Origin of the sequence: Nocardia sp. CA-290969 (assembly GCF_050936135.1) — a bacterium.
Lineage (GTDB): Bacteria > Actinomycetota > Actinomycetes > Mycobacteriales > Mycobacteriaceae > Nocardia.
Window position 1 is genome coordinate 6,460,635 of record NZ_JBNJNJ010000001.1, and the last position, 19,273, is coordinate 6,479,907.

The following is a 19,273-nucleotide window of genomic DNA, read 5'->3' on the forward strand; positions in this document are numbered from 1 at the left end:
CTTTCGTCCTTGACATCTTACATAGTCTATGGATGCTTAATGCTATTAATTAAACCAACGAGCCCTAGGGGAAGTTGTGGTTGTGCTGTATTGGATTCCGGTGGCGGTGCTGCTGGTGACAGCGGTGTGGTGGCGGCAGTCGAGAAGGGCGCACCTGCGTGGGCTCCCGACCCCGTTCGCTCCCTCGCCCCGGAAACACTCGGTCCGGGGGCGGCGGCCGTGAAAGTAGTGATCGTGGGCGGCGGTATCGGCGGGCTCGCCACCGCCGCGGCATTCCACCGGCAGGGCTGGGATATCGAAGTACTCGAACGGGCTGCCGAATTCACGGAGGCCGGAGCCGGCCTGACCATCCAGCCCAACGGGTTGCGGGCACTGGACCTGCTCGGCATCGGCGATGTGCGCCGGATCGGCCGGATCGCCGACCCGCCCTCGGGAATACGCGCCGAGAACGGGAACTGGCTGATCCGCAACGATGTCGAGGCGCTGAAACACCGTTTCGGGCAATGGGTCACAGTGCATCGCGCCGACCTGATCGACCTATTGCTTACGGCGATTCCGGCCGAAACCCTGCGTCCCGGCGCCGAGGCCCGGCAGGTACACCCGGACGGCACGGTCGTGCACACAGCGGGAACGACCTCCGGTGATCTCGTCATCGGTGCGGACGGACTGCACAGCAGCACCCGGCGCACGCTGTGGCCCACCGCCCCGCAGCCCCGGTACGCGGGCTACACCACCTGGCGCTTCCTCGCCGCGGACCGCGCTGTCACGGCGAGCGTGGAAACCTGGGGCAGGGGTGCACGATTCGGCCAGGTCCCGATGCCGGGTGGCCGCGTCTACTGTTACGCGATGGCGAACGCGCCCGCCGGGTCGCGGGCGGGCGCCGCGGACCTACGCGAACGATTCCGGCGGTGGCACGACCCGATTCCGGCCCTCCTGGAAACCATCGTGGACGAGACGGTGCTACAGCACGACACCTACGAGCTGCCGGACCTGCCCCGCTTCGTGGCCGGCCGGGTCGCGCTGCTCGGCGACGCCGCCCACGCAATGACCCCCAACCTGGGGCAAGGCGCCTGTCAGGCGCTCGAGGACGCGGCCACCCTCGTCGAGAAAGTTACGGCGCTCGGGATCGGCGCGGGCCTCGCGGCCTACGACCGGGCCCGCCGAGCACGCACCCGGATGGTGGTTCGCCGTTCCCGGCAGGCCGGCGCCCCCGCCCACTGGACCAACCCGATCCTGGCCGGCCTGCGCGACGCCGCGCTCCCGCGCATTCCGGGCGCCGTCTTCGGGCGCTCCATCACCCCCGCGTACACATGGCCGAACTGATCCGTTTCGAGGACACCCGGATGAAGTATTCCCGCATAACGCTCGCCGTGGTCGCGGTGATCACCATGGCCGGCGCCGTACTGGCCGATCTGGTGGTTCCCGATCTGGCCGCACAACACGCGTTCAACGACAACTGGCCCCCGCACGCCAAATTCCACGACGCCCAGTACATGGTGATGACCGTGCTACTGGGCGCCATCGGACTCGCCCTCCTACGCCGCGGGACGAATCCGCGCGGCCGCTTGCTGTGCGCGGCCGCCGTCCTGTCCACACCCTGGATCGGCATGGTCGTCGCGCTCGTATTCCCCGGCACCGCCACCTACGATCCCGAGTTCCACGACCGCACCCTGTTCGTCCTCGGGCTACACGGGCAGGTATTTCTCGCGATCATCCTGCTCGTCGCTTTGATTGTCGCGTCGGTAGCGGTATTCCGCACCACTCCCCCCGAACCGCGACCTTCCTGGCCCGCACGCGAGGAATAGCCGAGGATCAGGCGCGCACCGCCGCTCGCGTCGTGGCGACGACACCGCCGTCGACGAGCAGGTCGGTGCCGGTGACGAAGCTACTGGCGGGGTCGAGCAGGTAGGTCGCCGCCGCCGCGATGTCCTCGGCGGTGCCGATCCGCCCGGTCGCGGAGTTTTCGATCATCTGCCGCATCCGGGCACCGGACTCCCCGGCCAGTTCGTCGCGGCCCTGCGCGGTGGAGATCACGCCCGGGCTGATCGAATTCACCCGGGCACCGACGCGGCCCCAGGCACCGGCCGCGGCCTGAACGCGAAGGGTCGCGCCGCGTTTGGCGATCGGGTAGGCGAGCATCGGATGCAGGGCGGGCTCCGGGTTCAGGAACGGGAGGCCGGCCAGGTCCGCCGCGGGTGTGGCGGCCAGCGCCGCTTCCTGTTCGGCGGTGAGCCGAGCCAGATGCCCGGCCATGCTGGCGATCACGACGCCCGCCCCACCGCGGGCCATCAGTGGCCCGAATTCGTCGAGTACATACGCCACCCCGCACAGATCCACACGCACGATCGCGTCGGTAGGCGCGTTCGCCGGTGACACTCCCGCGGTGTGCACCAGATGCCGGATCGGCCCCGTTTCGGCGGCCGCCGCGGCGAGTTCCGCCACCGAGGCCGGGTCGCCGGCGTCCACCCGGTGGGTGCTCACCTCGAATCCCTGCTCGGTGAATTGCCCGGCCGCACCGTCCAGCAGACCGTCGTCGAAATCGGCCAGCAGCAGATGCCGGCCGCTGCCGATCCGCGCGGCGATCGCGCGGCCCATCCCCCCGACACCGACGACGACGCTGACCTCTGTGCTCATACCGCATTCCTCCGAGCCGATTGCGAATCGCTCCGAACGTATCCCGGAAGCGCTGAGTCCGTGGCGATCCGGCGGAGATCGCGGTGCTCCGCGCCCGGCAGGCCACTCCCGGTGACCGGCCCGGCGGTCGCGGAAGCAGGCCACAACCATCGGTGAACAGGGAAAACTCCGTGTCAGTGGGCATATCAGGCGGGTATCAGGCCGGTGTCAGGCGCACCCGCGACAGTGTTTTCCAACGGCGAGAACGCCGCCCCGGAACACCACCGAAGGAGAACACAATGTCTGTCACCCTCACCGCCCAGGACCAGGCCACCCTGCGCACCGCCGCGTACGGCGCCGTCTCGCTGATCACCGCCTCCGGCATGTACAGCGGCTCGGCCCACAAGGCCGCCACCGGCGGATCCCTCGCCCTCACCACGGCGACCGGGTTCGTCGGGCACGTACTCGCCGGCGTCAAGGCGAAGGACATCGACCTGACCGGCAAGAACGTCGCCGAACTGGCCGACCAGGTCTTCCCCGCGCTGACGACCGCCATGAGCCTGCTGAAGCAGCAGGATGCGGCGGAGGCGGACAATTTCCGCAGCACCGTGCTCGTCGCCGTGGAAACCGCGACCCGGACCCAGAAGGGCGCCCCCAGCCCCGCCGTGTCGGATATGTCCCGCAAGATCACCGCGGCCCTCGACGCCGCCTGACCGGCGGCGTTCCGGCCGGGATCACCGGCCGGAACGCCCACCGTCCACCGTTTCGAGATAAACACTCACCGCGGATGCCGAAAATTTACACTCGTGGTTGTAGACATTCTGTCAGCGCACAGATAGAGTCGCTGACGTTCGAAGAGATGGAGTCCAGAGGCCGGGCAGGTGAACTGCTCCGGAAGATGCAGTACCCCTCGTCCCCTCCGGCGGAGAAGAGAATCCCGGTGCAAGCGGCCGGACCCCGGAGGGGGGCGAGCAAACGAAATTTTCGAGAACCGCAGGTAAGCCCGTCGATCGAGGAGGTGGTCACTGAGTAGTCACCTACCGGTTCCGCATCCCGGCAGGTCCCGGATGCGGTGCAGGACACCGGCCCATGCGGCCGGTGGAAAGAATTGACGTCAACCCCTTATTCCGTAAACCCCAGGCCCCGGCGCACCGCGCCGGGGCCTGCCAGCGTTGAATCCCGAGAGGTGCTGTGCAGCAACCGAACACCAATCCTGCCGACGGCAACAGCGCCGCCGACAAACTCGACGACGACGACTACCCCGCCTACAGCATGGGCCGCGCCGCAGAAATCCTCGGCGTCACCCAGGCGTTCCTCCGTGGCCTCGACGCCGCGCAACTGCTCACCCCGCAACGCTCCCCGGGCGGCCACCGCCGCTACTCCCGCAGCCAGCTCCGTATCGCCGCCCGCATCCGCGAACTCGTCGACGCCGGCAACCCGCTCGAGGCGGCAGGCCGCATCGTCGTCCTGGAAGACCAGCTGGCCGACGCCGAGCGTCGCAACACCGACCTCCAGCAAACCATCGACAAGCGCACCGACACCGAATAACACGGCACCGCCGGCCCCGGCCTCTTTCGTAACGTGGCACGTTGCGTAATCGATGGTCAGGTGACAGAGAAACACGGTGAGAGATGGGTTTTCGGATGAGTAGGACCACACTGGTCGCCGCACGGATCGCCGTCGCCGCCGCCTTGACTTCGGGCTTCGCCGCGGTACTCGGAGCCGGCACGGCCCACGCCGCGCCGCAGGACTGCACGGTCACGCGCGACCTGGTCAGCGCCTCCGCGACCTGCCACGACGACGGACCTCCCGGACGGGAGTACGCGCTGATCGTCGAGTGCTTCGGCCTGCACCCCGTGCCCAACGCCTTCCCACTCGTAACCATCGGTCCCTACCAGGGTTCGTGGAGCGGTTCCTTCGGCCCCTCCGGCCACGGCACCGCCTCGTGCTTGGGTCCCCTCAGCGTCGGGACCACTACGAACGCCTACGTGAAGGTCTATCGGGACTGACCCCCGCACCCGGTCACGCAGGTTACCCGGGCCCCTCGGCTGCCAGTTCACCGGCGATCGCGGCGATGGTGTGCAATCCGGCGGCGATCACCGGGTGCTCCCGGCTGCCACGGCGGATCGCGCAGGTGATCACGCGCGTCGGCCGGATAGAGCCGTGCAGCGGGATGCGCACGGTGCGATGGTGCTCAGGCACGGGTACCAGCCGTGGGAGTAGGCAGACACCGAAACCGTGGGCGACGGCCGCGGATACGGCGAACCACTCCTTCAGGTGGTGGGTGATGCGGGGCGTGAATCCGGCGGCGGCGCAGGCGGCCAGGAGCAGGTCGTAGGAGTCGTTGTTCTCCGGCTTGACGATCCAGTTTTCGGTGGCGGCGTCCGGCAACCGCACTTCGCGGCGCCGGGTGAGGGGATGGTTTTCGGGTACGAGGAGGTCTTGGGCGTCGTCGAATACCGGCTGCTGCTCGAAGCGCGGATCGTCGGCGGGCGGACTGTGGGCCGGTAGGACCAGGGCGATATCGGCGCGCTGCGCCAGGAGCTGCTGGAAGCATTCGGCGCTTTCGAGTTCACGAATGTGGACGTCGAGACCGATATGGTCGCGGCGCAGTCGCGCGGCGGCGGGTATGAGAACGGCAGCCGCGGCGGAGGACACCCCGCACAACCGGAGGCTGCCGGTGAGCGTCTCGTTGCCGGAGGCGATATCGGCGCGGGCGCGTTCCCAGCGGGCGCCCAGGTCGTCGGCATGGGCGAGCAGGGACCGGGCCGCGGGCGTGAGTTCGACATTGCGCCCGGCCCGGACCACCAGCTCCACACCGAGTTCGGAAGCCAGCGACCGCAACTGCTGCGACACCGCCGAAGGGGTCACATGCAGGTCGGCGGCCGCGGCCGTGACCGTCCTCCGCTCGGCGAGAACACGCAGCACCAGCAGGCGGCGGAGGTCGATCATGTAGCTCACGCTAAACGAATACGCCTCGAATCTTTCGATGGACCTGAATCCGTAGGGCGTTCAGGCTGGAAAAGGTGATACCGGCTCCCCTTCTGGTCCTCACCGCCGCCGTCTGCACCCAATCCGGGCAGGCACTCGGCAAAAGCTTGTTCGACCGGCTCGACCCCCTCGGTGTCGCCGGCCTGCGACTGGGCATCGCCGCACTGGTCGCGGCCGCGCTCTACCGCCCGCTGAGCAGACCCCGCGCCCGGCGGCAAGGCGCCGTGATCGCCGGGCTCGGAGTGTCCATCGCCGGTATGAACCTCATCTACCCCGCACTGCACTACCTGCCACTCGGTGTCGCGAGCACCATCCAGCTCATGGGCCCACTGACGGTCGCGGTGGCGGGTTCGCGCCGGGCACGAGACCTCATCGTGGTGGGCCTTGCCGCGGCGGGCGTGTGGCTGATCCGCGACCCCGGCGCCGGGCCACTGCACTGGCAGGGATTACTCCTGGCCGGAGCGTCCGCCGTCGCGATGGGCTGCTACCTGCTGCTCTCCCGCGAACTCGCCGCCGACCTCGGCCACACGGCGCTGGCGCTCGCCCTGCCCGTCGCCGCCTGCCTGGTATTGCCCGCCGGGGTCGCGAGCAACGGCGCCACCCTGTTCCAACCGCAGATCCTCGCCTGGGGCGCCGCGGTCGCGATCCTGTCCGCGGTGCTTCCGTACTCGCTGGAAATGGCTGCGCTCCAACGTATTTCCGCCGCAACCGCCGGAGTGCTGCTGAGCCTCGAACCGGTGGTGGCCGCGATCGCCGGATTGCTCGTCCTCGACGAGACGCTATCGGCCCACCGGTGGCTGGGTATCGCTTGTATCTGCACGGCCACCGCGGTGGCGGTCCGGCACTCGGCTCGATCCGGTTCGGGCAGACGCTCGACCGCGGTGGATCATCCTCCGCTGTAGTGCGGACTCGGCACCGAGGATGCGGTACCCACAGCGGAACCCGGCAACGGGCTTCCGAAAAACTTTTTCGCACAGCGATGACTCTTCGGGTGGTGCTCCGTCTTATCGGTTGAACGCGCTACCAACCCGGCGCGACCGACCAGAAGGACCGACAATGACCATCGCCGACGCCACCGCCAACTTCTCCGACGACGTCACCTACCGTCCCGGCAAGATCCGCAACCGGGTCCTGTGGACCTTGCAGATCGTCCTCGGCCTGTTCTTCATCATCGCCTCCGGCGGACCGAAACTCGTGATGCCGAACTCCCTGGTGGAGAACGCACCCGCGAACCTGACCATCCCCTTCGCACTGCTCATTTTCATCGGAGTCGTCGAGGTCGCGGGCGGTATCGGCCTGATGGTGCCGCGGCTCAGCGCACTGGCCGCCGCGGGCCTGTCGGTTCTCACTGTGCTCGCCGCCGGAACGCAGGCGTTCCTCGCCGGCGAACCCGCTATGGCGATCTTCCCGCTGGTCCTCGCCGCGATCTTCGCCTGGATCGCCTACGAGCGCCGCGCCACCGTCGCCGACCTGCGCGACTCGCTCTCGCGATGACAAACCCATAAGCACGACCGGCGATCGGTGGTTCACCCACCGATCGCCGATCGTGCGTTCGGCGAATCGGTCGCCCGTCGGGTTGGCGGCGATCGGTTCGGAGCGGCCATCTGGTCCGCGGTGCCCGGGTCCCGGGCACCGCGCCAGGTGGCCGTCGTCGTGCGCTACCGCCCGCCGTCGCGACGCCCAGACACTCCGGGCAGCCCGCAGGGCTGATTTTCAGGCGCCGCGAGGCGCGTACATGATGACCGCGACCCCGGCCAGGCAGACGGCGGCACCGATGACGTCCCAGCGGTCGGGCCGGAAGCCGTCCACGGCCATTCCCCACAGCAGGGAACCGGCGACGAAGACGCCGCCGTAGGCGGCCAGGATCCGGCCGAAGTTCGCATCGGGCTGCAGGGTGGCGACGAACCCGTAGATCCCGAGGGCGATGACACCGGCGCCGATCCAGGCCCACCCGCGGTGTTCGCGCACGCCTTGCCACACCAGCCAGGCGCCACCGATTTCGGCAACGGCGGCCAGCACGAAGAGCAGCACAGAGCGCGCAACAGTCATGTTGGGAGAGCTTAGCCCGCGAGGCGATATAGATACGGTTGCGTAGCTACGCAGACGTAGCTAAAGTGGCGGCATGGTCACCGACGCTGAGCAACCGGGACGCCGCCGCTCGCTAGAGGATGTACTCGAAGCCTGCCGGTCGGCAGTGATCGCCGAAGTCACCGAGAAAGGGCTGGGCCGGCTCGCGATCGAAGGGGTCGCGCGGCGGGCGGGGGTGGCGAAGACCTCGATCTACCGGCATTGGCAGACAGTCGAGGATCTACTGCTCGACGCCCTCGCCCACGCGCATCCGGTGGAGCGGGTCGCTGTAGAGGGTGGTGGATTGCGATCGGATCTGCTGGTTTCCCTCGAACAGCTGGTCGGGTGGCTCGGCGCTCCTACCGCACCGGCCGTCGCGGCGATACTCGCCGAGCGGCAACGCCGGCCGGAACTCGTCGAAGCGCTCTACACCCGGGTTTTCGACAGCCACGGCGGCCGCTTCACCCGCACTGTCATCGAGCACTACGCCGCGCGCGGCGATATCGATCCCCGCCTGGTCACACCGGTTGTCGTCGATATCGGCGAAGCGCTGGTGATCAAACATCAACTCGACACCGGGCAACTGCCCGACGCCGGAACACGCGCCGCGATCGTGGATCAGGCCATCCTGCCCGCGCTCGGCCTGCCGCATCTCCCCCAGGAAGGAACCAGTACATGACGACCATCGAACCCCCACCCGCCACCGCGCAGGTGAACTGGGACGAAGCCATCGGCGCCTCCCGGACCACACTCACGACGCATCTGTGGACCGCGCCGCCGCTGCGCCGTGGATCCCCGATCCACGACAAAGCGTTCACCGCGCTGCGCGAACTCCGCGCCGATCTCGCCCGTTTCCTGCCCTGGTACAGCCAGCCAAGGGTCGCGGTGCCCGAACTCACTCCGCCGACCGCCGATTCCACCTCGTGGAACTTCGAACTGCTCGACCCCTTCGTCGAGGATTTCGTCGCGGCGGCCGAGGGCCGGCCCGTCGTGGCGAACTTCGCGACGATCCCGGCCTGGATGTTCGTCACGCCCGAACCGGTGGCGGTCTCCGATGACCCCGACGAGATCCACTGGGAATACGAACAGGGCACGGAACTGCGCGACCCGACCTTCCAGGAGGTCGCCGACTACTTCTACCGGCTCGCGAGCTGGTACATCGCCGGCGGTTTCACCGACGAACTGGGCCGGTGGCACGAGTCGGGCCACCGGTATCGTTTCGCCTACTGGGAGGTGCTCTGCGAGCCCGATCTCGGCCACCGGCTGCCGCCCGCGACCTACACCGCGCTCTACGACGCCGTGGTCGCGCGCCTGGCCCCGCTGGATCCCGAGATGAAGTTCATCGGGCTCTCCCTCAGTCATATCCACCATGAGCCGGAGTACTTCTGGCACTTCCTCGACCCGGCCAACCACGCCGCGGGCATCCCGGTCGACGCGATCTCCTACCACTTCTACGCCCAGCCCGAGATCGTCAACCCCTTCGCCGCACTCGGCAACGCACCGAGCGACCAGTGGCGCAATCTCTTCTTCTCCCAGGCCGATATGTTCCTCGACCAGGTCCGTTTCATCGACTCCATCCGCAAGCGCCTGGCGCCCGGCACGGCCACTTTCATCAACGAGCTGGGTTCCTATCCGGCCGACATCATGAACCCCGAACCCGATATCCCGGACAGCTATTGGGCGCTGAGTGCCGCGGTGCAGTCCTATCTCTGGTCGAAACTCGTCGCACTGGGCATCGACCTGGTCGGCATCGCCGAGTTCATGGACTATCCCGGCATGATCCCCGGAGTCAGCCTCATCGACTGGGAGACGGGCGCACCCAACGCTCGCTACCAGGCACTCGCCCTGCTGCTACGGCATTTCGGCAAGGGCGACGCGTTGGTGGCCACCTCCGCCGGCTTCCCCGGATACCCCGACCCCCGGTTCCACGCCCAGGCATTCCTGACGGCCGCCGGCGACCGGAAACTCCTCCTGGTCAACAAAACCGCTTACCCGGTCGCCGTCACCCTCCCCGACGACCACGGCCGGCTCGAACTCGAGCAGGTCGGCGACGGTGACGCGTACACGACGACCCCCGAGGCAGGCATCGCCCTGCTCGAGCCCTACGCCACCGCGGTCGTCTCCTATCAGCCGGTGACCATGGGGACTACATAGGTACGGGCGAATTCGTCGAGTTGTTCGTCGGAGTCCAGGGGAACCAGCCCCGAGGGGCAGAGGATGAACGAGTGGACCAGGCGGCACACCAGTTCCGCCCTGGTCAGCAGGTCGGCGGGTTCGTCCAGGAGGCCGGAATCGGCGGCACGGCACAGGGCGGTGTGGGCGGCGGCGACCGACATGGCGAAAACCGGGCCGCCCTCGGTGGTGAGCTTTTCCAGGAGCCGATCCGGCTCCACGTCGAGCATCCGTTTCACCAGGACATGTTCGCGCCAGCGGCGGATCACGGTGACGAAGATATCGGCGATCAGGTCGTCGAGGCGTTCGTGGCGGGTGGAGATCGCGTCCACCTCGGTGAGAACAGCGGCGACCTCACGGCTCACCACCGCCTGCACCACATCGTCGCGCGAACCGATGCGGCGGTATATGGTCACCCGGTCGACACCGGCCTGGCGGGCAATGTCTTCGATGGTGGTTTTCTTGACACCGAACTCGCCGAATCTGATCAACGCCGCGTCCAGAATGCGGGCCTCGATACCATCCTGCAGCCCAGGGGACGATGTGTACGCGGCGGACATGAGATAACGCTAGCAAGGACACCGTCGGCGCAAACACCTATCGGCCCGGTCGCAAACGCCCACCCTGCACTCGCAATATTGCAACATTGCCATAGTTTGTGTTGCCATGTAGATTCGGCGAATGGTGCAGACCACCCAAGCATCCGCTTGTTTCTCCGTGGTACATCCCCCCGCCCGACTACCCGGGCACAGCTGATGGGCACCCAGGTGCCGCCGCGCGGCCTCCAGATGATCGGTGCGGCGATGGACGCGTGCCGCTCGATATTCGTCACGCATCGGCCGTCGTCGGTACTGCCGCGATCGAAGCTGCTGTGGCACAGCGGTTTCAACCGCAAGCTCGTTATCGCTGCAATCCAGCGGGAAGCTGTCGATGTGGTCGCCGTGGTGCTGGTCGATCCCGAGGGTGAGCCGTTACCGGCCTGGCTACCCGGCGCCCACCTCGATGTCTTCCTGCCCTCCGGCCGGCAGCGGCAGTACTCGCTGTGCGGGGATCCACGCGACCGATCCGCCTACCGGATCGCCGTCCGGCTCATGCCACACGGCAACGGCGGATCGATCGAAATCCACGAAAACCTGCGCAGCGGTGACGTTCTCAGAGTCCACGGCCCCAACCACACCTACCCGTTCGTCGACGCCGACGACTACCTCTTCGTCGCGGGCGGTATGGGTATCACCGCCCTCCTGCCCATGGCCCGGGCGGCGGGCCGCCGCGGCACGCTGATCTATACCGGCCGCACCCGGGAGTCGATGCCATTCCACGACCGGCTCCCCGACGCCGTGATCCGGCCCGACGACGAATTCGGCGCACCTGAAATGGCAGATCTTCTCGCATATGCGAATCCAGGCGCGGCCGTCTATGTCTGCGGACCCCCGCCCATGCTGGACGCGGCGATCCGCGCCCTCCCACGCGTGAACCCGACATGTTCGCTGCACCTGGAACGCAGTCCTGGGGCCCGCACGGCCGCGCCGCACACTCCGGCAGTCGACCCGACCTCCTGATTCGGCGGCACAGCGTACGTCGGCTGCGTCCACAGTCGTCCATACGACCACCCGGGCTAACGCATGAGCGCCCGGCTGATCTCGGCCAATTCCGCATATTCCGTCCCGGCGTCGTCGCGGAACCGGGTGTTCGGGCCGACATCGCACGTCCACACACCCGCATCATCCACGGTCCAGGTCTCGTCACCGCAGAACTCGCGCTCCGTCAGCAGCGCGACCGCCTGTCGCTCGGGGTCGGTGGCGCCCTGTTCACGCAACGCGCTCGCCACGATCTCGGCGGCGTCGAACGGCCGGTCCGCATCCGCCAGCATCGGCAGCAGCGCGAGCAGTCGCGCCCCGGGCCGCTGGATCCCATCGGTTCCGGCCGGCGTGGCGGCATCGACGAGCTCCGCCCAGCGCAACCCACCGTAGGTGCCCTCCATCTCCGCCGCGCCCAGCACGATCGTCCGCTCCTGACCAGCGGGACGGAGCAGGTACCGCACCGAATACTCGTACTCTTCGCCCGGCGTCAGGGTGTATGTCTCGTACACGATGTAGATCTCGTGGTCCCCGGCGAGCGGGATGCGCAACACCGGCCAGCGCGTGGGATGGGTGAGCCGCTCGTCGCGCATCCGGAGAAACTCCCGATAGGGCACACCGAAGAATTCGTACGCGCCGAGAACCGTCCCACACAAGTGGTACGACCAGAATGCGGGGTCATCGGTCAACGCGGTCGCGTCGTACAACTCGGCGCCAGGGTCCGGCTCGTACGCGGGAATATGCACGCTGCCATCTTGGCCCGAAAACACGACACGGACGACCGGACCGGTCTAGCACCGCACGTTATTCGGGTTCAAGGGAGATCACCGGGTGGCTGCGTCGGCACTCCCCCGACGACCCGGCCGGTCGCATTACGAACAGGTCGATCACCGCGCCGATCCGAACACCGGCAGGCCTCTGGATCGCGCACTGAAACTTACATAAACTATAAATATAAAACTGTTATGCTTCTGGCATGAGTCGTCACGACACCGTTCCCGACGGGTCCGCCGCCATCGGGGCAGTCCTCTACGGCCTCGCCACCAGCGCCGTGAGACGCCTGCCCCGGGACATGAGCCTGACGTCCGCCGCGACCCTGGCCACCCTGGACCGGACCGGCCCGCGGCGCATCACCGATCTGGCCGCGATCGCGGGCGTCACCCAGCCCGCGATGACCGCCCTGGTCCGGGTGATGGAGGAGTCGGGCTTGGTCGAGCGGCAGAGCGACATGTCCGACAAGCGGGTCACGCTGGTGTGCCTGACCGAGGCCGGCGCTTCCTATGTCCGGACGCGGCGCCAGGCGGGCGTCCACGCGTTCGAGCGGCTGATCGGCGAGCTCACCGGCGATGAGGTCGAGGCGCTGGTGGCAGCCCTTCCAGCGCTGAAGCATCTGGCCGAGCTCGAAAGCCAGGACCGCGAAGGGCCGAAGCAGTGACCGGGCAGCCGGTCGGCGGGGCCCCGGTGAACGCTTTCGCCGGGGAGCATTCCGAGGCGCGGCTGCTGGTCCCCACGCTGATGTTCATCGGTCTGGTCGTGGCGGCGGTCGGTAGCCTCGGGGCGCCGCTCATCACCAGCGTGGCGACCTCGTTCCACGTCTCGCTCGGCAGCGCGCAGTGGACGCTGACCGTCACACTGCTCAGCGGCGCCGTCGCGACGCCGGTCCTGGGCAGGCTCGGCGCCGGCCCGTACCGGCGGGCCACGATCCTCGCCACGCTGGCGGTCGTCGTCGCCGGCAGCGCGCTCACCGTGCTGCCGCTGCCGTTCGCGTGGCTGCTCGCCGGCAGAGCGGCCCAGGGCATCGGGCTCGGGCTGACGGCGCTGATGATGGGCGTGGCCCGGGACCACCTCCCAGAGGAGCGCAGCGGGGCCGTGATCGCCCAGATCTCGGTGGTTTCGATCATCGGAGCCGGCGTCGGCTACCCGCTGGCCGCACTGCTCGCCGAGCTCGGCGGGGTACGGGCCGCCTACGGCCTCGGCCTGGTCGTCACCGCCGCCGCTCTCCTGGCCGCGTGGCGCTGCGTGCCCGAAGCCCCCGAAGGCCGCTCCGCCCACGTGGACGTGGCGGGCGCGGTCGTCCTGGCCGCTGCGCTGCTCCTGGTGCTGTTCCTCGCCGGCGAACGGAGTCTGTGGAGCCGGCACCTCGCCGTGGCGGCGGGCCTCGCCGTCGTCGCGGCGGTGCTGCTCTGCGTCTGGACCGCCGTCGAGCTGCGCAGCACGACGCCCCTGGTCGATGTTCGAGCGGTGCGGCACCCGGCGGTCGCCGGGGCGAACCTCGCCATGTTCGTCGGCGGGATCGGTATGTACCTCCTGCTCACGCTCATCACCCGGTACGCACAGACCCCGCACGACGCCGGCTACGGCTTCGGGCTGACGACCTTCGTCGCCGGGCTGGTCCTCATCCCGTTCTCGGTGCTGGGGTTCGTCGCCGGCAAGCTCACGCCGCGGCTCCGGACGTGGATCGCCGACCCCGTGCTCCTGGCCGGTAGCGCCGTCGTGGTCGGCGGCGGGCTCGCCCTGTTCGCGGCGGCCCGGTCGGACCTGGCAGAACTGTTCGTGGCGATGGGCGTGCTCGGCTTCGGTGTGGGCGGCTTCTCGGCCGCGATGCCCGGCGTCATCCTGGCCGTCACCCCCAAGAGCGAGACGTCGAGCGCCATGAGCTTCAACTACGTCGTCCGCAGCGTCGGGCACTCCCTGGGCAGCGCCATCGGCGGCCTGATCCTCGCCGGAGGCACCGGCCCCGGCGACCTCTTCCCCGACAACAGCGCCTACACCACCGCGGCGCTGGCCGGCATCGGCGCCATGGCAGTAACGACGCTGACAAGCCTCGCTCTCGCCCGCCGACGCTCGTCCGACATCACCCCGTAAGTCAAGACGCACTCATCCCGACAACTGGAGGTTCCCATGCCCAAGGGCTACTGGGTCAGCGCCTACCGCACCATTTCGGACCCCGAGAAGCTGGCTGCTTACAACAAGCTGGCCGGGCCGGCCGTCAAGGCCGGGGGTGGTCGGATCCTCGCCCGTGACGGGCGGGTCGTGGCGCATGACGCCGGGATCGCCGGGCGCACCATCCTGATCGAGTTCGACAGCTTCGAGCAGGCCGTCGCGGCGCACGAGAGTGCGGCCTACCAGGAGGCGCTGGCCGCCCTCTCCGACGGCGTCGAGCGCGACTTCCGCATCATCGAAGGCATCGACTGACCGAGGTCCGGACGGATCTGCAGCGCAAATCATCGCCTACCAGCAATGATTGCGCGTTCCCACGGCCGCTAGCGGCGCTTGCCCGCATCCAGAGCAACGCGCCGACGCCGCCGCAGAGGCGGCATGAAAAAGCCCCTCACCTGACGTTTCCAGGTGAGAGGCTGTGGCGGTGGCGGAGGGATTTGAACCCTCGGAGGGGGGTTACCCCTCACACGCTTTCGAGGCGTGCTCCTTAGGCCGCTCGGACACGCCACCGCCCGTCACAATACCGGACCGGCCGGCGATCCTCTAAATCGGGCGTCGACCTGGGATTATGGGCCGGGTCGGCGCTGGGAGTGGAAGAAGGTGTCGAGGATCGCCGCGCATTCGGCTTCCAGGATTCCGCCGCGCACCTGCGGGCGGTGATTGAGGCGGCGGTCGCGGACCACATCCCACAGCGAGCCCACCGCCCCCGTTTTCGGTTCCCACGCACCGAACAGCAACCGGTCCACCCGCGCCGCGACCAGGGCGCCGGCGCACATCGTGCACGGTTCGAGGGTTACCGCCAGGGTGGTGCCGGTGAGCCGCCAGCCGTCGCCGTGGACCGCGGCGGCGCGGCGCAGGGCCAGTACCTCGGCGTGGGCGGTGGGGTCGCCGGTGGCTTCGCGCGCGTTGGCGGCGCGGGCGAGTTCACGACCTTCGCTGTCGAACACCACCGCGCCGACGGGAACGTCGCGCGGATCGGCGGTGCGGGCGGCGGCAAGTGCCGCCCGCACCATCTCGGTATCGGAGAGCGGGCCGCTCACCTCTGCATTTTGTCCAGCACCGCGGAGAACTCCGAGGCGAAGCCGAGCCGTTCGGCGATCATCGCAAGCTGCTCGTCGGGATAGAGGTCGGTTTCGGCGAGGATCACACTGAACACCGGCTCCGGGAGACCCAGGTCGGCGAGGATGCCGAGGTCACCTTCCTCCCACGGCTCGGTGTCGTCCAGATCGTCGGGGTCGATATCGGGGATCTCGATATGCAGTTCCTCCAGGACGTCGGCCGCGATGTCGTAGTCGATCGCGGCGGTCGCATCCGACACCAGCAGGCGAGTGCCGCTGGGGGCGGGACGGACCACGATGAAGAATTCGTCGTCGACGTCCAGGAGTCCGAAAACCGCCCCGGAGGAACGGAGTGCCTTCAGCTCGTTCTCCGCGGCGGACAGTGTGGTGAGCGCGGCCGGTGTCAGCGGACTGCATTTCCATGTACCGTCTTCCCGGACAACGGCCACCGCGAACCCCTCGACGTCGTCGTAATCGTCCGACGTCGCCCTGTTCGTGCCCGAGCGCTGTGCTGCCATGGGCGCAACGGTAGTCGGCTGGAGCCCGTTAGATGAACTCGTATGCGAATCTGTTCCGGTGACTGCTGACGACCATACGGCGCTCTGTGTTCTCGGGACGGGTTTGATCGGCGGATCGCTGCTGCGTGCGGTATCCGCGGCCGGATACACCGCCTGGGGATACAACCGCTCGGCCCCGGGCGTGGCGGCCGCCCAGAGCGCCGGATTCGAGGTAACCGACGACCTGGAATCGGTACTGCGCCGCGCCGCCGAGACCAGCGCGCTGATCGTGGTGGCGGTGCCGATGCCGGCGGTGAACCCGATGCTGGACGCCATCGCGCAGTACGCGCCGCAGTGCCCGCTGACCGATGTGGTGAGTGTGAAATCCCCGGTCGCGGCCGCCGTGCGCCGCTACGGCCTGGAGGAACGGTATGTGGGCGGGCACCCGATGGCGGGCACCGCCGAATCGGGCTGGCAGGCAACCGATCCCGATCTGTTCCGCGGCGCCGCCTGGGCGGTGGGCGTGGACCCGGGCACCGATCCAGAGGCCTGGACACGCGTGACGCGGCTGGCATTGGACTGCGGGTCGGTGGTGGTTCCGGTGATCGCCTCCGAACACGATCGCGCTGTCGCCCGGATCTCGCATCTGCCCCATGTGCTGGCCGAGGCATTGGCGGTGGCCGGGGCACGGGGCGGTGACCTCGCGCTGGGCCTGGCGGCGGGGTCGTTCCGCGACGGCACCCGGGTCGCCGCCACCGCACCCGATCTGGTGCGCGCGATCTGCGAACCGAACTCCGACGCCCTGCTGGCGGTGCTGGACGAAACACTCACCGCCCTGACCGAGGCGCGGGAAGCACTGAGCGCGTACACCTCCCTCGACGAACTCACCGCCGCCGGGCACGCCGCGCGGCAGCGGTACGAATCCGCGCAGCGCTGGGAGATCACCGATATCGAACCGGGAGCGCCCGGCTGGCTGGAGAAATTGCAGGAAGCCGGGCGGTCGGGCGGAGTGATCACCCGCCTCGGACCGCCCGCGCCCGAACCAGTCCTCGGCCGGTAACCGCGCCCGGCACCCGCCGCGGACCGCCCAGTCCCGAAACCGGGCCCGGCCGGTAGCCGCCCGGCTCCCACGGGCGGCCGTTCACAGGCGAAGGCCCGGCGGCGCAGCACCGGCCGCCGGGCGGACCGGCGATTTCTCGCCCTTGCGGGAACGGGGCAGATGCGTACGGGGCGTGGCCGGAACCGATGCTTGTGCCGATCCGGAGTCGAGCGATCAGATCCGGGCGGCCAGGCCCGGATAGTCGAGGACGAAACCGTCGGGGTCGACGGTGAGGGTCGCGCTGGACACCGGCGAGAGCACGCTGATCCCGTCCCCCGCGCTGCTGTAGGTGAGATCGGCTTCCTGCACCGACAGGTCCGGCAGGCCGACGTAGACCACCGGCACCTGCACATCCTCCATCGCGTGCTGTAAGCCGAAACGGCGGATCGGCAGGGTGTTGAAGAACGGGCTGAGCACCACATCGGCGTCCAGCGCTCCGCCGAAGGCCGACCGGATATGGACGTCGGTGGCGTCGATGAGCCAGTAGTTCTCCTCGTCGCGCGCGATCGACGCGTGCCGTTCTCCGGCCGCGGTGGTACTGCGCAGCGACAGCCGCCTGGTCGCCCCGTTCTCGTCGGTGACCAGGTCGTAGGAGGCGCTGAACGCGGGATGCTCCCCGCAGCCACCACCGATGATGCGGCCACTGGCCCGGATCCGGTTACCGTTCAGCGTTACCCGGACCGATTCCATGCGCGAATGGTCGTGCGAGCGCCAGGTGAGCACAGCGGGCCACCGCACCGGCTCCGGCGCGGCGCCCGGACCAGGGGTTTCATCGCTCGTTTCCGTCACGTGTCCACCGTACGCAACCGGTGCGGCTGCACGCCGTAGCGCCATTGCCGTAGTCGATCCGGCCGGCGGGCGAGTTCGGCGGCCGGCACGCGGACCGGCCGCGATCGGCCGGCGTAAGCGGAGACGGAGGGATTTGAACCCCCGGTCGCTCTCACGACTCTCGCTTTCAAGGCGAGTGCATTCGGCCGCTCTGCCACGTCTCCAGGGCCTCGATGTTAACCGATGCCCCCGGCCGCGGCCGAAATCCGCCCGGCGGTCCCGCGCGACCTTCAGCGCGGGACTGCCAGCAGGTCGCGGGTGATTCCGGTGAGGCCGGCGCAGCCGGAAAGGCCCATGGCGGAGTCGAAATCGGCGAGCAGCAGGCGCAGGGCGTGCCGCACGCCGGGCGCTCCGGCGATGCCGAGGGCGTAGGCCCAGGGGCGGCCGTAGCAGACAGCCTTCGCGCCGAGGGCGAGGGCGGTGAGGATATCGGAGCCGGTGCGGATTCCGGAGTCGAACAGCACGTCGGCGCGGTCGCCGACGGCCGAGACGATCGGGCCGAGCGCGTCGAGGGCGGCGATCGAATTATCGATCTGGCGGCCGCCGTGGTTGCTCACCAGCACCCCGTCGGCGCCCGCGTCGACCACGAGGCGGGCGTCGTCGGGGTGCAGAATGCCCTTCACCGCGATCGGCAGATCGGTCCATTCGCGCAGTTTGGCCAGGTCGGCGGGGCGCAGGGCGTGGTTGCCGAACAGACCCACCCAGGTGAGGATCGCCATCCGCATGGCGTCCTCGCTCTCCTCCGGCGGGGCGGGCAGCTTGGCGCGGAAGACGGGGTCGGACAGGTAGTTCGCGATACCTTTACCCAGCAGGAACGGCAGGTGGGCGAGTTCGAGATCGCGGGGGCGCCAGCCGAGAGACGGCGTATCGACGGTGACCACGATCGCCTTCGCCCCGGCCCGGTCCGCGCGTTCGACGAACGATCGGGCCAGTTCGTCGTCGGCCGGCCAATACAGCTGGTACCACCAGTCACCGGCCACTTCGCCGACTTCCTCGATGGTCGAGGAGGACGCCGTGGACAGGATGTTGCCCACGCCGAGTTCCTTCGCGACCCCGGCCACCACGACCTCGCCTTTCTCGTGCAGCAGCTCCAGCACCCCGACCGGCGCGGTGAGTACGGGGGCGGCCAGCTTCGTGCCCAGGACTTCGACGGCGGTGTCCCGGGCACCGGGACCGCTGGTGCCACGGAGCATGCGGGGCACCAACCGGTACCGCTCGAACGCGGCGAGATTCGCCGCGGCCGTCCGTTCGCTGGACGCACTACCCGCCACATAGGCGAACGCGCGAGCGTCGAGCAGCTCCCGGGCCCGGTCCGCGAACCCGTCCGCGGTCATCGGCAGTTCCGGTACCGCGCCGCCCATTCCCTGGAGGTAGATCTCGTTCTGGAAGTCGATGAAGCTGCTCACGAACGCTGAGGCTAGCCGTGCCGGG

Annotated in this window: 23 protein-coding genes and 2 tRNA genes; 14 read left to right on the forward strand and 11 right to left on the reverse strand. The window is 68.8% G+C overall.

Going from position 1 to position 19,273, the window contains the following annotated elements; all coding sequences use genetic code 11:
* Window positions 1-126: 126 nt before the first annotated feature.
* Both ACQEVO_RS29420 and ACQEVO_RS29425 read left to right on the forward strand, forming a co-directional pair.
* Window positions 127-1,323: an FAD-dependent monooxygenase gene (locus ACQEVO_RS29420; RefSeq protein ID WP_432919678.1), complete on the forward strand. Its 1,197-nt coding sequence runs from the start codon at window positions 127-129 to the stop codon at window positions 1,321-1,323.
* 20 nt (window positions 1,324-1,343) lie between these two features.
* Window positions 1,344-1,805, forward strand: a complete 462-nt coding sequence (locus ACQEVO_RS29425; protein WP_432919679.1) for a DUF6640 family protein — start codon at window positions 1,344-1,346, stop codon at window positions 1,803-1,805.
* A gap of 7 nt (window positions 1,806-1,812) precedes the next feature.
* Here ACQEVO_RS29425 and ACQEVO_RS29430 read toward each other — a convergent pair whose 3' ends face one another.
* Entirely contained in the window at window positions 1,813-2,634 is an 822-nt protein-coding gene (locus ACQEVO_RS29430; protein ID WP_432919680.1) for an SDR family oxidoreductase, read from the reverse strand.
* Window positions 2,635-2,912: 278 nt separating this feature from the next.
* Here ACQEVO_RS29430 and ACQEVO_RS29435 point away from each other — a divergent pair, with 278 nt between their 5' ends.
* From ACQEVO_RS29435 to ACQEVO_RS29445, 3 genes are all read left to right on the forward strand, one after another.
* A complete protein-coding gene (locus ACQEVO_RS29435) occupies window positions 2,913-3,326 on the forward strand; it encodes a hypothetical protein (RefSeq protein WP_432919681.1) in 414 nt (137 codons plus the stop codon).
* 478 nt (window positions 3,327-3,804) lie between these two features.
* Entirely contained in the window at window positions 3,805-4,161 is a 357-nt protein-coding gene (locus ACQEVO_RS29440) for a MerR family transcriptional regulator (protein ID WP_432919682.1), read from the forward strand.
* Window positions 4,162-4,256: 95 nt separating this feature from the next.
* A complete protein-coding gene (locus ACQEVO_RS29445) occupies window positions 4,257-4,622 on the forward strand; it encodes a hypothetical protein (RefSeq protein ID WP_432919683.1) in 366 nt (121 codons plus the stop codon).
* Window positions 4,623-4,644: 22 nt separating this feature from the next.
* On the opposite strand, the gene ACQEVO_RS29450 is transcribed toward ACQEVO_RS29445, so the two are convergent.
* The gene (locus ACQEVO_RS29450; protein ID WP_432919684.1) at window positions 4,645-5,565 is read right to left on the reverse strand and encodes a LysR family transcriptional regulator; all 921 of its coding nucleotides are present in this window, start codon (window positions 5,563-5,565) and stop codon (window positions 4,645-4,647) included.
* Window positions 5,566-5,639: 74 nt separating this feature from the next.
* Between ACQEVO_RS29450 and ACQEVO_RS29455 the strand changes: the two genes are divergently transcribed.
* Window positions 5,640-6,506: an EamA family transporter gene (locus ACQEVO_RS29455; RefSeq protein WP_432919685.1), complete on the forward strand. Its 867-nt coding sequence runs from the start codon at window positions 5,640-5,642 to the stop codon at window positions 6,504-6,506.
* A 154-nt stretch (window positions 6,507-6,660) separates the two neighbouring features.
* A complete protein-coding gene (locus ACQEVO_RS29460; RefSeq protein ID WP_432919686.1) occupies window positions 6,661-7,098 on the forward strand; it encodes a DoxX family protein in 438 nt (145 codons plus the stop codon).
* A 219-nt stretch (window positions 7,099-7,317) separates the two neighbouring features.
* Here ACQEVO_RS29460 and ACQEVO_RS29465 read toward each other — a convergent pair whose 3' ends face one another.
* Window positions 7,318-7,653 (reverse strand): YnfA family protein, encoded by a 336-nt coding sequence (locus ACQEVO_RS29465; protein WP_432919687.1) that lies wholly within the window; start codon window positions 7,651-7,653, stop codon window positions 7,318-7,320.
* 73 nt (window positions 7,654-7,726) lie between these two features.
* Here ACQEVO_RS29465 and ACQEVO_RS29470 point away from each other — a divergent pair, with 73 nt between their 5' ends.
* The gene (locus ACQEVO_RS29470) at window positions 7,727-8,350 is read left to right on the forward strand and encodes a TetR/AcrR family transcriptional regulator (protein WP_432919688.1); all 624 of its coding nucleotides are present in this window, start codon (window positions 7,727-7,729) and stop codon (window positions 8,348-8,350) included.
* Window positions 8,347-9,825 (forward strand): hypothetical protein, encoded by a 1,479-nt coding sequence (locus tag ACQEVO_RS29475; protein ID WP_432919689.1) that lies wholly within the window; start codon window positions 8,347-8,349, stop codon window positions 9,823-9,825. Before ACQEVO_RS29470 ends, ACQEVO_RS29475 begins: the two co-directional genes overlap by 4 nt.
* Here the strand turns inward: ACQEVO_RS29475 and ACQEVO_RS29480 are convergent.
* Window positions 9,798-10,403: a TetR/AcrR family transcriptional regulator gene (locus tag ACQEVO_RS29480; protein WP_432919690.1), complete on the reverse strand. Its 606-nt coding sequence runs from the start codon at window positions 10,401-10,403 to the stop codon at window positions 9,798-9,800. The genes ACQEVO_RS29475 and ACQEVO_RS29480 overlap by 28 nt on opposite strands.
* Before the next feature lie 195 nt (window positions 10,404-10,598).
* Between ACQEVO_RS29480 and ACQEVO_RS29485 the strand changes: the two genes are divergently transcribed.
* On the forward strand, window positions 10,599-11,402 hold the full coding sequence (locus tag ACQEVO_RS29485) for a ferredoxin reductase (RefSeq protein ID WP_432919691.1): 804 nt from the start codon (window positions 10,599-10,601) through the stop codon (window positions 11,400-11,402).
* Between the two features lie 56 nt (window positions 11,403-11,458).
* On the opposite strand, the gene ACQEVO_RS29490 is transcribed toward ACQEVO_RS29485, so the two are convergent.
* Complete coding sequence (locus ACQEVO_RS29490; RefSeq protein ID WP_432919692.1) at window positions 11,459-12,166, reverse strand: hypothetical protein; 708 nt, start codon at window positions 12,164-12,166, stop codon at window positions 11,459-11,461.
* 230 nt (window positions 12,167-12,396) lie between these two features.
* Between ACQEVO_RS29490 and ACQEVO_RS29495 the strand changes: the two genes are divergently transcribed.
* Genes ACQEVO_RS29495 through ACQEVO_RS29505 form a run of 3 tightly spaced genes read left to right on the forward strand, consistent with a single transcriptional unit; the run spans window position 12,397 to window position 14,615 of the window.
* Window positions 12,397-12,855, forward strand: coding sequence for a MarR family winged helix-turn-helix transcriptional regulator (locus ACQEVO_RS29495; RefSeq protein WP_432919693.1), 459 nt, complete (start codon window positions 12,397-12,399; stop codon window positions 12,853-12,855).
* Window positions 12,852-14,285 (forward strand): MFS transporter, encoded by a 1,434-nt coding sequence (locus tag ACQEVO_RS29500; RefSeq protein ID WP_432919694.1) that lies wholly within the window; start codon window positions 12,852-12,854, stop codon window positions 14,283-14,285. The genes ACQEVO_RS29495 and ACQEVO_RS29500 overlap by 4 nt, the downstream gene beginning before the upstream one ends.
* A 36-nt stretch (window positions 14,286-14,321) precedes the next feature.
* Entirely contained in the window at window positions 14,322-14,615 is a 294-nt protein-coding gene (locus ACQEVO_RS29505; RefSeq protein WP_432919695.1) for a DUF1330 domain-containing protein, read from the forward strand.
* A gap of 164 nt (window positions 14,616-14,779) precedes the next feature.
* Here the strand turns inward: ACQEVO_RS29505 and ACQEVO_RS29510 are convergent.
* From ACQEVO_RS29510 to ACQEVO_RS29520, 3 genes are all read right to left on the reverse strand, one after another.
* Window positions 14,780-14,870, reverse strand: a tRNA-Ser gene (locus ACQEVO_RS29510).
* 56 nt (window positions 14,871-14,926) lie between these two features.
* Window positions 14,927-15,373, reverse strand: a complete 447-nt coding sequence (locus tag ACQEVO_RS29515; RefSeq protein WP_432923152.1) for a nucleoside deaminase — start codon at window positions 15,371-15,373, stop codon at window positions 14,927-14,929.
* 23 nt (window positions 15,374-15,396) lie between these two features.
* Window positions 15,397-15,936 carry a tRNA adenosine deaminase-associated protein gene (locus tag ACQEVO_RS29520; protein ID WP_432919696.1) on the reverse strand — a complete coding sequence of 180 codons (540 nt, stop codon included), beginning with the start codon at window positions 15,934-15,936 and terminating at the stop codon, window positions 15,397-15,399.
* Window positions 15,937-15,994: 58 nt separating this feature from the next.
* Here ACQEVO_RS29520 and ACQEVO_RS29525 point away from each other — a divergent pair, with 58 nt between their 5' ends.
* Window positions 15,995-16,975 (forward strand): prephenate dehydrogenase, encoded by a 981-nt coding sequence (locus tag ACQEVO_RS29525; RefSeq protein ID WP_432919697.1) that lies wholly within the window; start codon window positions 15,995-15,997, stop codon window positions 16,973-16,975.
* Between the two features lie 213 nt (window positions 16,976-17,188).
* On the opposite strand, the gene ACQEVO_RS29530 is transcribed toward ACQEVO_RS29525, so the two are convergent.
* The 3 genes from ACQEVO_RS29530 to ACQEVO_RS29540 all read right to left on the reverse strand — a co-directional run bounded on the left by ACQEVO_RS29530 (window position 17,189) and on the right by ACQEVO_RS29540 (window position 19,248).
* A complete protein-coding gene (locus tag ACQEVO_RS29530) occupies window positions 17,189-17,803 on the reverse strand; it encodes a putative glycolipid-binding domain-containing protein (RefSeq protein ID WP_432919698.1) in 615 nt (204 codons plus the stop codon).
* Window positions 17,804-17,921: 118 nt separating this feature from the next.
* Window positions 17,922-18,006 (reverse strand) — tRNA-Ser (locus ACQEVO_RS29535).
* Window positions 18,007-18,072: 66 nt separating this feature from the next.
* On the reverse strand, window positions 18,073-19,248 hold the full coding sequence (locus tag ACQEVO_RS29540) for an alpha-hydroxy-acid oxidizing protein (RefSeq protein ID WP_432919699.1): 1,176 nt from the start codon (window positions 19,246-19,248) through the stop codon (window positions 18,073-18,075).
* Window positions 19,249-19,273 lie beyond the last annotated feature (25 nt).